The following is a 14725-nucleotide window of genomic DNA, read 5'->3' on the forward strand; positions in this document are numbered from 1 at the left end:
TCGTGCCGTCGGATGACGACGCGGCCGGTTCAATCCTTCGCGTATAACGTCGAGTCCGCGAAACCTTCGGCGGCCAGCACCTGGCCGACCAGGATCAACGCGGTCCGCTCGATCGATGTCGACTGCACCTTGCCGACGATATCGTCGAGCGTGCCGGCGATCTTCTCCTCGTCGGGCCAGCTCGCGCGATAGATCACCGCGATCGGACACGCGCCGCCGTAATGCGGCCGCAGTTCATCGACGATCCGCGCGAGGTGCCGCACGCCCAGGTGGATCGCCATCGTCGCGCGGTGCCGTGCGAGGTCGGCGAGTTGTTCGCCTTCGGGCATACGGGTTTTGCTCGCGTAGCGCGTGAGAATCAGCGTCTGCGAAACATCGGGCAGCGTGAGTTCGCAACCGAGCGTCGCGGCGCAGGCAGCGGTTGCCGTCACCCCCGGCACGATTTCGTACGGAATGTTCAGCTCGCGCAGGCGACGGATCTGCTCGCCGATCGCGCCGTATAACGACGGGTCGCCGGAGTGCACGCGCGCGACGTGCTGGTTGTTGTCGTGCGCGGTCTTGAGCAGCGCGATGATCTGGTCGAGATCGAGGTCGGCGGTGTTGACCACGAGTTCGGCCGTGTGACCTTCGAGCACTGCGTCGGGCACGAGCGATCCGGCGTACAGGATCACTGGGCAACTGCGTACGAGGCGCTGGCCTTTTACTGTGATCAGTTCCGGGTCGCCTGGACCCGCGCCGATGAAAAACACCGTCATTTACTGCTCCGTGATTGGTTGGGGTGGCGTGTGCCGCTTGGGTGGCCGGTTCCGTGTGCGCGGTGCAAGTTCATGTTGTGGCTCAGGCCGCTGTTTGAGCTGCGGCTGCGGCTCGCGCTACGGCTCAAGCCGCCGTTAAGGGCACGGCTCACGCGAGCACTCTCAACGCGTCGAGCAGATCGTCAACGCTGTCGAACTCACGATCCACCGCCGGCAAGTCGGGCCGGCGCAACATCACGACCGGCAAGCGACGTTCGCGCGCTACCTCAAGTTTCGCTTCCGTCGCGCCGCCGCCGCTGTTTTTGCTGACCACGACATCGAAGGCTTGCAGCGCGAACAACGCGCGCTCGCCTTCGAGCGTGAATGGGCCGCGCGTCGCGATGATCCTCGCGCGCGTGGCGTCCTGGTGCGGATCGAGACAACGTACGGTCCAGAACTGATGCACAGGAATTTCGTCGAGGTGCGCGAGCGGTTCGCGGCCGAGCGTGAATAGCGGCTTTCTGAACGGTGCGAGCGCCGCCGTGAGCTCGTTCCAATTGCCGACCATTCGCCAATCGTCACCGGCTTGCGGCTGCCAGGCCGGGCGGCGTAGCGCCCAACACGGCACATGCGCTGCACGGCTGGCGTGCGCGGCGTTCGCGCTGATTTGCGCGGCGTACGGATGGGTCGCGTCGATCACCATGCTGATGCGTTCGTCCGCGATGTACTGCGCCATGCCCTCGCTACCGCCGAAACCGCCGACACGCACCGCGCACGCCAGATCGTCGGGCACCTTGCCGAGACCCGCGAGACTGTACACGTGCGTGGAATCGAGTTGACGCGCGATGCGCAATGCGTCGCCGGTGCCGCCTAGCAACAGGATTCGCGTCATTGTGCGGCTCCGCTGTTTGACGCGCTGACTGCGGTTGTGGTGCTGGCATCGCTTGCGCTATTTGCACCGCTTGCCTGGCTTCCGCCGCTTGCCACGTCCACCTCACGCGCCGGCTTCACCACCTCCAGCAGCGTGATCGGCAACGCCTGCCGCCACGTATCGAAACCGCCGAGCGGTTGCGCATCCGCCAACGCAATACGCGTCAGCGTGCCGCCAAACCGCTCGCGCCACGCGACCAGCGCCGCCTCGCCCTGCAACGTCACCACATTGGCAACCAGCCGACCGCCTTCGCGCAAACTCGCCCAGCACGCTTCCAGCACGCCCGGCACAGTTACGCCGCCGCCGATGAACACCGCATCCGGCGCCGGCAAGCCCCGTAACGCATCCGGCGCGCGACCGGCCACGAGCTGCAGGCCCGGCACGCCCAACGCATCGCGATTGTGTTCGATAAAGCGCTGCCGTTCCGCGTGGCCTTCAATCGCGATCGCGCGGCACGTTGGATGCGCGCGCATCCATTCAATGCCGATCGAGCCGCTGCCCGCGCCCACATCCCACAGCAACTCGCCGGGCGTCGGCGCGAGACGCGCGAGCGTGATGGCGCGCACATCGCGCTTGGTCAACTGGCCGTCGTGGCGAAACGCATCGTCGGGCAAGCCGACAGTGAGCGGCAGACGCGGCGCACCCTGGGTCGCCCGGCATTCGAGCGCGATCAGATTCAACGCGGCCACCTCGCCCGCGGACCATTGATCCGCGCGACCATCGATCCGGCGCTCCAACTCCCCGCCCAGATGCTCCAGCACGATCATGCGAGTCGCGCCGAAGCCGCGCGCGTTCAGCAACGCCGCCAGCGCCGCGGGCGTGCGGCCGTCCGCGCTCAGCACGAAGACGCGCGCGCCGTGATGCAAGTGCGCGTTCAATGTCGGCAGCGGACGGCCCACCAGCGACACCGTCGCGACGTCCTGCAACGGCCAGCCGAGACGCGCGGCCGCCAGCGACAACGACGACGGCGCCGGCAGCACCCGCAACTCGTCCGCCGGCAGTTGACGCGCGAGCGTCGCGCCGACGCCGAACAGCATTGGGTCACCGCTCGCCAGCACGCACACCGCGCCGCCACGCTCGGCGAGCAACGGCGCGAGATCGAACGGACGCGGCCACGCGGCCCGCCGCGCCGCGAGACGCGCGGGCAGCATCGCCAGATGCCGCTCGCCGCCATACACCACCGACGCCTCCAGCAACGCACGTCGCGCGGACCGCCCCAAACCGGCGAAGCCGTCGTCGCCAATGCCTACCACGGTCAGCCATACCGGCATCCGACCATCCTTATTCTGTATCTTCAAATAATGCGCTGAGCCACGCCGATCAAGGCGTCCAGCCTCGTTATGCTGTTCGAAAAAAGGCATAATACAGCCGCCGGCGCCCTTCGGGGCCTAAGAGGGAACACAGTGTCACTGTGGCTGCCCCCGCAACTGTATGCAGCGAGTCCGCCCGCGCTGCGCGCCACTGGTTCGACCGGGAAGGCCGCGACGGACTTTGACCTGCCAGCCAGGAGACCTGCCGGCGAGACTGTTCGTGCCAGCCAACATCGGGCGGGGTGTACCGATGCCGCAGCAACGCCCGCTTCCAGGCTTGCTCGGGCCACCGCGCGACGCTACCCGGTGTCCGTTTTGAAGCAAGCTTCGTCCTCTCCCGTTATGCATCATGCGGCGCTCGCGCTGCGGCCGTCGGCCTGTCCGGGGCTGCTGCGGATCGTTGTTGCGCGCGACGGAGGGCTGTGCCGGATCAAGCTGCCCGGCGGCGCGTTGAGCGCAGCCCAGGCGCGCGCAATTGCCGATGCGAGCTTGCTGCACGCCGCAGGCGCGATTGAGGTGACCAATCGGGCGAATCTGCAGGTGCGTGGTGTGCGCAGCGGGCAGGAGGCGGCTTTCATCGAGGCGTTGATTAAGGCGGGACTTGGGCCGACCGGCGCGTTGATTGAGGCTGGGCTTGAGCCGAGCGACGCGTTGATCGAGGCGGCGCCTGGGCCGACGCGGAACGTGGCAGCCGCGGAAACTGGCCACCTGGATCCAGCCGCCGCGTACGCAGCGACCACCCTCGCCGCCGATGACGTCCGCAACGTGATGATCAGCCCCGCCGCGGGACGCGATCCGTTTGCGTTGTTCGATACAGGTCCCCTTTGCGCCGAATTACTCGCGCTACTGCAAAGCGAACCGCGTTTCGCGGCGCTGTCGCCGAAATTCGCACTGTTGCTGGATGGTGGCGAACGGCTTGCGCGTATCGATCATCCACACGACGTGTGGCTGGCGGCGACGCAAGGTTCCGATGGCGTGCGGTTTGTCGTTGGCCTAGCGGGTTGCCCGCCTGAAGCCGGATCGCAGCACGCCGACTACACCGGCGCTTTAGCGGCCGTCCGCCCGTCACAAGTCTGCGCGCTGATCCGCGCGTTGCTGCACACGTTTCTCGACCTCGCCGCAGCCGATGCCACGCGTATGCGTCACCTGCTCGCCACCCATTCCGCCGACGCGCTCCTGCACCACGCGCAACGCTACGTCGATTTCCCGCTGTCGCGCGATGCGTCGCTAGTCGACTGGCAACGCGGCACAGCCGCCGACGCGACGCTACGGCTCGGCGCACAAAAACAAAGCCAGCCGGACACATGGCACGCAGGCGGCCAGCCGCCGCTCGGACGCCTCGACGCCGCCACCCTGCACGGCCTCGCCACGCTCGCCCAACAGCACGGCGACGGCACATTGCGCATGACGCCCTGGCAAAGCGTCCTGCTGCCCGACATCGCAACACACGACGTGCCTGCCGTGCTGACGGGCCTAACCGAACTCGGCCTCGCCACCGACCCCGCGCAAGCCATCACGCGTCTGATCGCCTGCGCCGGTTCGACCGGCTGCGCCAAAAGTCTCGCCGACACCAAAGCCGACGCGCTGCAACTCGCGCCGCGCCTGCTCGCCGGCATCGACGTGCATCTGAGCGGCTGTCCGCGTTCGTGCGCCGCCGCGCATTGCGCGCCGTACACGCTGCTGGCGGTCGCGCCCGGCGCCTACGACCTGTATCGACGCGACGGCCAGCCCGGCTTCGGCGCCTGCGTCGCGCACCGGCTAACGATCGACCAGGCCGCCGACACGCTCGCATGCCCGACCGATATCGACGCATCAAGAGACGCCTCCATACCCGCCCATATTGACGACATCCACGAGCGAAACCCATGAGTAACCTCGATGCTTGATTACATCCGCGACGGTCAGGAGATCTATCGCCAATCCTTCGCGACGATCCGCGCGGAGGCCGATTTGTCGCGCATTCCCGCCGACCTCGACAAGCTCGCGGTCCGAGTGATCCACGCGTGCGGCATGGTCGACGTAATCGACGCGCTGCGGTTTTCCGAAGGCGCCGGCTCGGCAGGCCGCGCGGCGCTCGCGCAAGGCGCGCCGATTCTGTGCGATGCGGGCATGGTCGCGCAAGGCATCACGCGCGCGCGCTTGCCGGCGAACAACGAGGTGATCTGCACGCTCACGCATCCGGACGTGCCGTCGCTCGCGCGCGAACTCGGCAACACGCGCTCGGCCGCCGCGCTCGAATTGTGGCGCCCGCATCTGGCGGGCAGCGTCGTCGTGATCGGTAATGCGCCGACCGCCCTGTTCCATCTGCTCGACATGCTCGATGACGGCGCACCGAAGCCCGCGCTGATTCTCGGCTTTCCGGTCGGCTTCGTCGGCGCGGCGGAATCGAAAGCGCTGCTCGCGCAAGATAGTCGCGGTGTGCCCTATGTCGCGATCGAAGGCCGGCGCGGCGGTAGCGCGATGGCTGCCGCCGCCGTCAACGCGCTGGCCACGGAGGTCGAGTAAATGACCGTGCGAGGACGTCTAGTCGGACTCGGTGTCGGCCCCGGCGACCCGGAACTCATTACGCTCAAAGCGCTGCGTCTGCTGAAGGCGGCGCAGGTGGTCGCGTACTTCGTCGCGAAGGGCAAGAAAGGCAACGCGTTCAGCATTATCGAAGCGCATTTGCACGACACGCAGCAGCATTTGCCGCTGGTCTATCCCGTCACGACCGAAGCGCTCGAACCGCCGCTCTCGTATGAAGCGATCATCGCCGAGTTCTACGACGGCGCGGCGGAGATCGTCGCGGGCCATCTGGATGCGGGCCGCGATGTCGCCGTGATCTGCGAGGGCGATCCGTTCTTCTACGGCTCCTACATGTATCTGCACGACCGGCTCGCCGCGCGCTATGAGAGCGAAGTCGTGCCGGGCGTGTGCTCGATGCTCGGTGGCGCGGCTGTGCTCGGCGCGCCGCTGGTGTACCGGAATCAGAGCTTGTCGGTGCTCTCCGGCGTGCTGCCCGAAGCCGAATTGCGCCGCCGTCTCGCCGATGCCGACGCCGCCGTCGTGATGAAACTCGGCCGCAATTTCGGCAAGGTGCGGCGCGTGCTGGGCGAACTCGGTCTCGCGGATCGTGCGCTGTACGTCGAACGCGCGACGATGGGCAACCAGCGCATCGTGCCGCTCGCCGACGTCGATCCGATGGCGTCGCCGTATTTTTCGCTGCTGGTCGTGCCGGGGGAAAAATGGCAAGGATGAACGCACCCGCCATTGTGATTCTCGGCGCGGGCGCGTTGGAAACCGCGCGGCGAATTCAGATGCTGTATGCGGGTAGCCAGGTGTATGCGCTGCAAGGCCGTGTGGCCGCCGACGTGCCGTACACCGAACTCGGCGCGCAATTGCGCGAGCTGTATGCGAGCGGCACGCCGATCGTCGCGTTGTGCGCGGCCGGCATTGTGATTCGTTGCGTCGCGCCGTTGTTGGCGAACAAGGGTGTCGAGCCGCCGGTGCTGGCGGTGGCCGAAGATGGCAGCGCGGTCGTGCCGCTGCTCGGCGGTCTTGCCGGTGTCAATGTAATGGCGCGCGAGATTGCCGCCGCGTTGAACGTGTCGCCCGCGATTACGACGAGTGGTGAGTTGCGCTTCGGTACCTGTGTGCTCAATCCGCCGGAAGGTTACGCGCTGGCGGATATCGGGCAAGGCAAACGCTTCGTGTCGGACCTGCTGGCGGGGGAAAGCACGCGTGTCGAAGGTGAAGCGCCGTGGCTCGACGACGCGCAATTGCCGCGCTCGGCATCGGCGCGTCTCGCCATTCGCGTGACGCCGCGTGCTTGGGATGGGCGTGACGATGAGTTGGTGATTCATCCGCGCAGCGTGGTGGTAGCGGTGAGTGGCGGGGCCGGTGCCGGTGCTGCTGCGGATGGTGCTGCGGGTTCTGCTGCGGGTTCCGCGAGTGCTGGTGTGGCTGCTAGTACCGGGGCCGCGAGTGCATACACATCAAGCGCCGGGATTGCAGCAAACGTACGCGCCGCATTGAACGAACATGGCCTCGCGACGCTTTCATTAGCCGCCCTGCTCGCCGCCTCGGATCGAATGACGGACCCTGCATTGGCCGAAGCCGCCGCGAGCCTGAACGTCCCACTACGCTTCGCCCAAACCCGTCCCGAAGACGGCGCCCCGCCCAGCAACCTGCTGCACGCAGCGTTGCGCCTCCCCTACGAAACCCTGCACGACGACCCCGACGCGGGCGTCGCGCTGGCCCTCACGCCGCTCGCCATCGACGCGAACACGATCGGCATGGGACGCGGCCGCCTGACCGTCATCGGCCTGGGCCCAGGCAGCGCCGAGCTGATGGTGCCCGCCGCCCGCCTCGCGCTCGACCATGCGACCGATATCCTCGGCTACGAGACCTACGTGAAAATGGCCGGCCCGTTCCGCGCCGAACAGCGGGTCCATGGCACGGATAATCGCGAGGAATTGCAACGCGCGCGTCACGCATTCGAACTGGCCAGCGCGGGACGTTCCGTGGTGATGGTGTCGTCGGGTGACCCGGGCGTATTCGCGATGGCGGCCGCGGTGCTCGAAGCGCTCGAAGCCGCTGCGAACGACGCGTGGTCCGCGGTCGAACTCGCCATCGTGCCTGGCGTGTCAGCAGCGCTCGCGACCGCCGCGCAAGCCGGTGCGCCGTTGGGTCACGACTTCTGCATGCTGTCGCTGTCGGACAATCTGAAACCGTGGAGCATCATCGAAACGCGCCTGCGGCACGCCGCCGAAGCGGATCTCGTGATGGCGTTCTATAACCCGATTTCGCGCGCGCGTCCGTGGCAACTGGATAAGGCGCTGGATATCGTGCGGGCGTATCGCGCGGCGGCGACCCCGGTGGTGCTGGGACGCGATATCGGCCGGCCCGGCAGCACGCTGCGTACGGTCACGCTGGGCGAACTGCGCTCGTCCGACGTGGATATGCGCACGATGGTGATCGTCGGTTCATCGACGACGCGGCGCTTTGCGAAAGGTGTTGAAGGTGGCGAATGGGTTTATACGCCGCGATGGTATGAGTGAGACGGGATGCGCTGGCTGATACAAAAAACCAGCCGCCGCGTCATCGCTTCATCCCTTCGTTCAACGCGCGCATCTGTACGCCGTCAGCCCGCGCCAGGTCGTCGAGAATCGTGAAGTGATTGCACGCCGGCAACGGCACGAACGCAACCGTTTCGCCCGCCTGCCGGCAGGCCGCCACATAGTCCTCCGAATGCCGGACCAGTTCCGGCAACTCCGCAGTACCGACCGTGACCGTCATCGGTACGCCTTTGCCGATGTGTCGCATCGGGCTATAAGCCGCGATTTCAGCGGGCGTGAGTTGCAGTTTGTCGTTGAGCCATGACAGCGCAATCGGTTCGAGATCCACCAGCGCGCTGATCGGCATGGCGTGGACCACTGATTCGTGCGCCCGGTACAGCGCGCTCAATTGGCCGCCCGCTGAGTGTCCCGCGAGGCAGATCGGACCGCGCGTGCCGAGTCCGTCGCGATCGGCCGCGAGCGCGGCGAGCAACGCGTCGATCTCGCCGACGATCTGCGTCATCGACGCCTCGGGTGCCAGCGTGTATTCGGCCAGCACGACATTGAAGCCGCAACCCAGCGGCCCGCTCGCGACGAACGCGAAATCTTCCTTGCTGCGGGCCTGCCAGTAACCGCCGTGGATGAATACGAAAACCGGCGCGTCGGCCTGCCCGCACGGTAGCCAGTCGAAGCGTTGGCGCGGCAGCGGCCCGTAACGAAGATCGCGCCGGCATGGCACGGCCTCATACAGCGCCGTGCTGCGCGCTTGAAAGTTGAGCATGCGCTCGGCGACGTCCGCCACCGCCGCCACGTTGTCGTAGGCGGCGCGCAATGCCGTTCGATCCATGCCACGGTAAAGCTCGGTCATGATGTTCCTGAATGATTTACTGCCTCGGTGCCGGACGACACGCTTAAAAAGCCTAGACCGCCACCTTCAAATCGTCGATAGCCCGTTGCCGCACGCCCAGATCGTCCCACAACTCCGGATGACAGGTGAACACCAGAATCTGATGCCGCGTGGCCGCGTCGAGCAACGCGCGCTTGATCGCATCGCGACGCGTGGCGTCGGTGTGCACGGCCGCGTCGTCGAGCATCAGCAAAGTAGGACGGCCTGACGCCTTCAGCAGGTCCGCGTAAGCGAGCCGCGTCAGGATGCCGAGTTGCTCGCGTGTGCCGAAGCTCAGCGCGTCGAGCGTATCCGCGCGGCCGTAGCGGTCTAGCGTCGCGGGACTCAGATCGTCGCCGAGCGCGATCGTCGATTGCGGGAAAATTCGGCGCAAGTAATAGCCGAGCCGCTCGGTCAACGGTGCGCGCAATTGCGCGACCGCTGAGTCGCGTTCGTCGACGAGTACTTCGTCGAGCAAACTCAATGCGCCGGCCCGCAGGCTCAACTCTTCCTTGCGACGCGTGGCCTGTTCGACGCGCGCCTCCAGCGCCGCCAGCCGTTCACCGAGCCCGGACGCGCCGACGGTTTCCAATTGGCTGCGCAACTCCGCGATCCGCAACTGACGCTGATGCTGTTCTCCACGCGCGAGATCCGCCGACGCGCGATAACGCTTCGCCTCCGCCACCGGATCGTCGAGCCGCGCCGCCTGCAATTCGCGCTCGCGTGCTTCGTGCTGCTTGCGCTGCGCGTCGACCTGGACGCGCTGTTCGACGATTTTAGTCTGCCATTGCGCGCGGTTGCGGCAGAAGGTTTCATCGCTCAACTGCGCTTCCTTGCGCTGCAATTGCACAGCAAGCGATTCCGCGTTGGCGACGCCGGTCGATCTTTTCTCCGTTGCCAGCGACAACAGCTTGCGCGCCGCTTCCAACGCGTCGCGCGCGATCCCGGCGTTGCGGCGTGCTTCGTCGAGCGGTGGCGCAGCGGACACGTCGGGCAAGTTCTTCAGCCGGTCGTTCGACGCCTGCCAACGCGCGGCCGCCGAAGCCAACGCCGCACGCAGCGCGTCGATGCCTTGCGGTGCGTGGACCTTGAGAATCCCAGCGTGGCTTTTTTGCTGCGCGACGAGCGTCTTCCACTGTTCGCGCCTGAGTTCGCCTTCCACGAGCGACGCCACGCCGAGCGCTTGCAGCAACTGCGTATGCTGCGCTTCGAGCGACGCCAGTTCGGTCAACTGCGCGGACAGGTCCGAGACGCCCGGAATTACCCGCAATTCACCGAGTTCGCCGAGGCCGATCAGCTTTTCTTCGTCGACACGCAGCACGCCGTCGCCACTCACCGTCGTCTCGTTGACGGACAGCGCGCCGGTCAGCTTGTATTCGATGCGCGTCATCGCCGCTTCGGTGCGGGCGCGCAAAACCGTCAATTCGCCGTCGAGCGTGGCAAGCTGTTTCAGTTTCGTCTCGTCGATTTCGACGGCTGCCGCTGCACGAGCGGCTTCGAGCACGGCTTCATTCGCCTGGCCGGCGGCCTGGATGGCCACTTCGAGCCGCTGGCTTTCGGTCTCATAGAGGCCGATCTGATTGCGCAAGTCGGCTGCGGTCACCGCCGCGTTCGCCAGGTCGAGCGCACGGTCGGCCGCTACGGATGCCTGCTCGAATTGCGTGACGTTTGCCGCGGCTTGCGCATATTCGGCTTGTATGGAGGCTACGCCGGCTCGTGCCAAATCGAGCTGCTGCCGCTCGCGTGCAACGGTCGATTCCAGTTCTACAGCGTTCTGCTCCTGTTGCAACGACAGCGCGAGTTCCGCTTCGCCTAATTTCAACGCGTGCACCAATCCCTCTAGCCCACGCTCCAGTTCCGCGGCGGCCTCGGCGCGCTGTTGCGCCAGCACGGCCTTCTGCTCGTGAAGTTCCCACGGACGCTTGCGCTCCGTGTCTTCGAACGTTTCCTGCTGCGTCGCGAGGCGTGCAATGTTCTCTTCGAACTGCAGACGCTGCTGCTCCAGTTCGTCGCGATCTTCAGTCAAACCGGCGAGCGTCTGCTCCGCTTCGGCCAGCGGTCCGGTGGATTTCTGCGTGCGCGCCGTGAGCAATTGCCGGAGTTCGCGCTGCACGGCGACGATCAACGCGTCCTCGCCGGCCGATTCGTTGCTGCCCGACAGTTGCGACAACGCGTCGCGCAGATACTGCGCCGCGTGGCCGGTGGAATCGCGCATTTCCTGTGTGCCGCCTTGTTGCACCCACAACAAACCGGGCACGCCCGCGTTCTCGGCTTTCAACGGCCCACGCGCGGCACGCGAAAAACCGAGCAACGCAGCGAGTTTGTCTTCGGCTTCGTCTTCGCCGAACACGCTCTGGCCGATCGTCAACTCGCAGCGCTGCCGCGTGACGAACTGCTTCGACAACCGGCACGCGGTGCCGTCCAGATTGAAACTGACTTCAACCGACGGTTGTCCGCTCGCCTTGCCCCACGGCAATAAATCCTTCAGATGCGAAGCCTTGTAGCGCTCCAGAAACACCACGCGGACGGCTTCGGCAATCGTGCTTTTACCCGCCTCGTTCGGCCCGACGAACAGGTTGAGTCCCGGCTCCAGATCGTCGATAACAATCCGTCCCGCAAACTGCTTGAATTCCTGAATCGCGATACGTTCCAACTTCATGCGGACCTCGCTTCGCGCGGCAGTTCACGTTGAAAACGCGCCAGAAGCAACAACGCTTCCGCCGCGCGCTTGACCTGTTGCGGGTCGGACTGCGGGTCTTCCTGCAAGCCACGCAGACGCGCCACCACTTTCGCGAGATAACCGCTTTGCGCGCCGAGCTCCGCGAGGTCGTCGGCGGTGGGCAGCACTTGCAGGCCGCTCAGATCGACGCGCAGCGCGCGCACGCGGGCGCGGGCTTCTTCGACCGCGACATGAATCGCTTCGGCGTCCGCCAGCGCGGTCGTGCCGCTCACGGCCACGCGCAGCACGTCATGGCTGCCGAGCGCCGCGAGCCGCGTTTTGAGCGCGTCCACGTCGGTCGGCACCGCGATCGTTTCGTCCCAGCGATGCCACTGATATTGACCGACCCGCACCGCCTCGACGACCGGCGCCGCGCCTGGCTCGCTCACGGTCACGTCGAGCATGAAGCCCGGATCGTTGGCGCGGAACCGGTCTTGCTCGTGCGTGCCGGCGTACCAGGTGCGCTCGTCGACGCGCAGATGCCCGTGCCAGTCGCCCAGCGCGAGATAGTCGAGACGCGCACTCACGGCGCGCGTCGGCGCGATGGGATTCGACGAGTCGATGCCTTCCTGCAAAATGCCGCTCACGCTGCCGTGTGCGAGGCCAATGCGGTGATAACCCGGCGGCGTCTCGGTCGTATCGAAGAAGCCGGTGGTGTCGTCGTACGTGATGCGTTGCGTGAGCGGCGCGCACAGCAACGCGCAGCGGCAATCGTCGAGCAGCACCACACCGGGTTCGAGCACTACGCGCACGTTCGGCGCGATGCAATTCAAACGCTGCGCGCGGGTCCACACACTCTCCACCAGCGCCGCGTCATGATTGCCCGGTAGCATGATCCACGTTCCGCTGAAGGCCTGCAGCGCGCCGAACAGACGGCGGATAACCGTGTCCGACACGGTCTGCAGATCGAATACGTCGCCCGCGACGAGCACCGCGTCGACCTTGCGCGCGGCGGCTTCCGTCGCGATGCGGCGCACGGTTTCGAAACGCGCTTCCGCGAGATGCGCGGCTTCGTCCGGCTCGAACTGGCCGAATTGCGTGCCGATCTGCCAATCCGCGGTGTGCAGAAACCTGATCACTGTGCCTCCATGGCGTTCACGTTGCGTTCTATTACACGACCTCGCAGTCTAACCGCGAATGTTACCGCGCCGACGCAGTAAAGCTAGTCCCGCGCCGCGCGGTTGGCGCATTGACCCACGAGCGGCGCTACACTCGCGTGTCCGGACGTGTACCGACCGTGCCGTCTCATTGCATCAGACCCGAACCCTGCCTAATCGCCGATGAATAAAGCAATCGAACTGAAACAGGCCAAGCGCACGCCCTTACTCTTGTTGCTCGCGGCCGCCTGCGTTTTCGTGGTGACCGCGTTCATGCCGCGTGGTGTGTGGGTGGATGGCATCAAGGCCGTGGCCGAAGCCGCAATGGTCGGCGCACTCGCCGACTGGTTCGCGGTGGCCGCGCTGTTTCGCCGTGTGCCGATTCCGATCGTCTCCGCGCATACCGCGATCATTCCGCGCAATAAGCATAAGATCGCCGACAACCTCGCGGTGTTCGTGCAGGACAAATTCCTCGATGTGTCCTCGCTGGTCGGCCTGATCAAGCGGCACGATCCGGCCCGGAGCATCACCGGCTGGCTGACCGAGCCAGCCAATACCGCGCGCCTCGGCGACTACGTCGTGAAGCTCACCGGCGGCATTCTGGAATTGACCGACGACGTGCGGATTCAGAGCTTCATCAAGGACGCGCTACGCGACGTGCTCACCAAGGTGGATCTGTCGCAATCGATGGGCTCGATTCTCGACACGCTCACCAAAGACGGCCGTCACCAGGAGTTGCTCGACGCCGGCATCGAACAGGTGGTGATGCTGCTGCGCGAACCGCAGGCGCGCGAGTTTATCGCCGAGCGGATCGTCGACTGGGTCAAAAACGAGTATCCGAAGATGGAGAAGATTCTGCCGTCCGCGTGGCTCGGCGAGAAAGGCGCGGAAGCGATCGCCAATACGGTGGACCGCATGCTGCAGCAGATCAGCGACAACCCCACGCACGAATTGCGCAACCGGTTCGACGAGGCCGCGCACAAGCTGATCGTCAAACTGAAAACCGATCCAGCGTTCCTGCAGAAAGGCGAAGACCTGAAGCGCTATCTGGTGGAAGGCGAAGCGCTCGGCACCTACGTGAAAGACATGTGGGGCGAATTGCGCGCGTGGCTCAAGCGCGACCTGCAGAGCCCTGATTCCGCTTTGCATGCGCGTGTGATGGCAATGGGCCAATGGGTCGGTCGTGAACTTGCGAACGATCCTGCGCTGCGGCAATCGTTGAACGATCACCTGGAAGACGCGGCACGCGCGATGGCGCCGGAGTTCGCGCAGTTCCTCACGCGTCATATCAGCGATACAGTCAAGAACTGGGATTCGCATGAGATGTCGCGGCAGATCGAGCTGAACATCGGCAAGGATCTGCAGTACATCCGGATCAATGGGACGATTGTCGGTGGGTTTATTGGTTTGTTACTGTATGGGAGTTCGTTGCTGTTTGAGGTGCTGCGCGCGCACATTCAGTGATTTGCTGAGCGCGACCTTATCAGGCAAGAGACGTTGCTTTGTTTCTTTCCACCACTTGATGTGTACTCAATCTACTAATGACGAGCCTTTACTCGATTCGCCGTGCCCGCCCCACCGATCTACCGACAATCTATCTCGGTGAGCTGGACTACATCCGGCAGATCGAGCCGCAGCAGGAAACACGCTGGGTGGGTGGGATGCCATTTCATCTGAAACAATGGACGAACGATCTCGATCGCATGTTCATCGCCGAATCGGGTGACGCGCCGGTGGGCTATTTCTTTTGGGAAATCCACGGTGAGGCCGCGGTTCTCGCATCGATTTATGTCGTCCCGGATCGGCGTGGCAATGGGCTCGGTCAGCAACTGCTCGCGCAGTTCATCGCCGATGCCCGTGCGCAGGGTTTTAGCAAACTAACGCTGGGCGTGAAGGCCGACAATCCGGCTCGCCGTCTGTATGAAAAAGCGGGCTTTAGCTATACGCACGATGAGCATGGCTATCGTCACTACGTCTACCTGACAGACGAACGGATAACGGGCGCGGAAGTC

General features: G+C 65.2%; 12 protein-coding genes and 1 riboswitch. Of the genes, 6 read left to right on the forward strand and 6 right to left on the reverse strand.

Translation table 11 applies throughout. The features are described 5' to 3' along the window. Positions 1–29: 29 nt before the first annotated feature. The 3 genes from cobM to cbiE all read right to left on the reverse strand — a co-directional run bounded on the left by cobM (position 30) and on the right by cbiE (position 2936). On the reverse strand, positions 30–755 hold the full coding sequence (gene cobM / locus GGD40_RS36555) for a precorrin-4 C(11)-methyltransferase (RefSeq protein WP_179746983.1): 726 nt from the start codon (positions 753–755) through the stop codon (positions 30–32). A gap of 148 nt (positions 756–903) precedes the next feature. Then, entirely contained in the window at positions 904–1626 is a 723-nt protein-coding gene (locus GGD40_RS36560) for a cobalt-precorrin-6A reductase (protein ID WP_179746984.1), read from the reverse strand. Beyond that, the gene (gene cbiE, locus GGD40_RS36565; protein ID WP_179746985.1) at positions 1623–2936 is read right to left on the reverse strand and encodes a precorrin-6y C5,15-methyltransferase (decarboxylating) subunit CbiE; all 1314 of its coding nucleotides are present in this window, start codon (positions 2934–2936) and stop codon (positions 1623–1625) included. Before cbiE ends, GGD40_RS36560 begins: the two co-directional genes overlap by 4 nt. An 84-nt stretch (positions 2937–3020) precedes the next feature. Beyond that, positions 3021–3199: riboswitch (cobalamin riboswitch) on the forward strand. 118 nt (positions 3200–3317) lie between these two features. On the opposite strand from cbiE, the gene cobG reads away from it, so the two are divergent. Genes cobG through cobJ form a run of 4 tightly spaced genes read left to right on the forward strand, consistent with a single transcriptional unit; the run spans position 3318 to position 8014 of the window. Beyond that, positions 3318–4844, forward strand: a complete 1527-nt coding sequence (gene cobG, locus GGD40_RS36570) for a precorrin-3B synthase (protein WP_179747174.1) — start codon at positions 3318–3320, stop codon at positions 4842–4844. A gap of 9 nt (positions 4845–4853) precedes the next feature. After that, complete coding sequence (locus GGD40_RS36575; protein ID WP_179746986.1) at positions 4854–5480, forward strand: precorrin-8X methylmutase; 627 nt, start codon at positions 4854–4856, stop codon at positions 5478–5480. Beyond that, positions 5481–6212 carry a precorrin-2 C(20)-methyltransferase gene (locus tag GGD40_RS36580; RefSeq protein WP_179746987.1) on the forward strand — a complete coding sequence of 244 codons (732 nt, stop codon included), beginning with the start codon at positions 5481–5483 and terminating at the stop codon, positions 6210–6212. Then, positions 6209–8014, forward strand: coding sequence for a precorrin-3B C(17)-methyltransferase (cobJ, locus tag GGD40_RS36585; protein ID WP_179746988.1), 1806 nt, complete (start codon positions 6209–6211; stop codon positions 8012–8014). The genes GGD40_RS36580 and cobJ overlap by 4 nt, the downstream gene beginning before the upstream one ends. A gap of 40 nt (positions 8015–8054) precedes the next feature. On the opposite strand, the gene GGD40_RS36590 is transcribed toward cobJ, so the two are convergent. The 3 genes from GGD40_RS36590 to GGD40_RS36600 are packed head-to-tail and all read right to left on the reverse strand — an operon-like array spanning position 8055 to position 12695. Beyond that, on the reverse strand, positions 8055–8879 hold the full coding sequence (locus tag GGD40_RS36590; RefSeq protein ID WP_179746989.1) for an alpha/beta hydrolase: 825 nt from the start codon (positions 8877–8879) through the stop codon (positions 8055–8057). A 52-nt stretch (positions 8880–8931) separates the two neighbouring features. Further along, positions 8932–11556, reverse strand: a complete 2625-nt coding sequence (locus GGD40_RS36595; RefSeq protein ID WP_179746990.1) for an AAA family ATPase — start codon at positions 11554–11556, stop codon at positions 8932–8934. Then, entirely contained in the window at positions 11553–12695 is a 1143-nt protein-coding gene (locus GGD40_RS36600) for a metallophosphoesterase family protein (protein WP_179746991.1), read from the reverse strand. The genes GGD40_RS36595 and GGD40_RS36600 overlap by 4 nt, the downstream gene beginning before the upstream one ends. A gap of 201 nt (positions 12696–12896) precedes the next feature. Here GGD40_RS36600 and GGD40_RS36605 point away from each other — a divergent pair, with 201 nt between their 5' ends. Both GGD40_RS36605 and GGD40_RS36610 read left to right on the forward strand, forming a co-directional pair. Then, the gene (locus GGD40_RS36605) at positions 12897–14177 is read left to right on the forward strand and encodes a DUF445 domain-containing protein (RefSeq protein WP_179746992.1); all 1281 of its coding nucleotides are present in this window, start codon (positions 12897–12899) and stop codon (positions 14175–14177) included. 77 nt (positions 14178–14254) lie between these two features. Then, positions 14255–14725, forward strand: a 471-nt coding sequence (locus GGD40_RS36610) for a GNAT family N-acetyltransferase (protein WP_179746993.1), incomplete at its 3' end; no start/stop codon positions are given.

The sequence above is a fragment of the Paraburkholderia bryophila genome (genome assembly GCF_013409255.1).
In the GTDB taxonomy this organism is placed as follows: Bacteria; Pseudomonadota; Gammaproteobacteria; order Burkholderiales; family Burkholderiaceae; genus Paraburkholderia.

Coding starts and splice junctions, on each gene's coding strand:
- cobG (WP_179747174.1), top strand. CDS start 3,318: ATGCATCATGCGGCGCTCGCGCTGCGGCCGTCGGCCTGTCCGGGGCTG.
- GGD40_RS36575 (WP_179746986.1), top strand. CDS start 4,854: ATGCTTGATTACATCCGCGACGGTCAGGAGATCTATCGCCAATCCTTC.
- GGD40_RS36590 (WP_179746989.1), bottom strand. CDS start 8,879: ATGACCGAGCTTTACCGTGGCATGGATCGAACGGCATTGCGCGCCGCC.
- GGD40_RS36605 (WP_179746992.1), top strand. CDS start 12,897: ATGAATAAAGCAATCGAACTGAAACAGGCCAAGCGCACGCCCTTACTC.
- cobM (WP_179746983.1), bottom strand. CDS start 755: ATGACGGTGTTTTTCATCGGCGCGGGTCCAGGCGACCCGGAACTGATC.
- cobJ (WP_179746988.1), top strand. CDS start 6,209: ATGAACGCACCCGCCATTGTGATTCTCGGCGCGGGCGCGTTGGAAACC.
- cbiE (WP_179746985.1), bottom strand. CDS start 2,936: ATGCCGGTATGGCTGACCGTGGTAGGCATTGGCGACGACGGCTTCGCC.
- GGD40_RS36560 (WP_179746984.1), bottom strand. CDS start 1,626: ATGACGCGAATCCTGTTGCTAGGCGGCACCGGCGACGCATTGCGCATC.
- GGD40_RS36595 (WP_179746990.1), bottom strand. CDS start 11,556: ATGAAGTTGGAACGTATCGCGATTCAGGAATTCAAGCAGTTTGCGGGA.
- GGD40_RS36580 (WP_179746987.1), top strand. CDS start 5,481: ATGACCGTGCGAGGACGTCTAGTCGGACTCGGTGTCGGCCCCGGCGAC.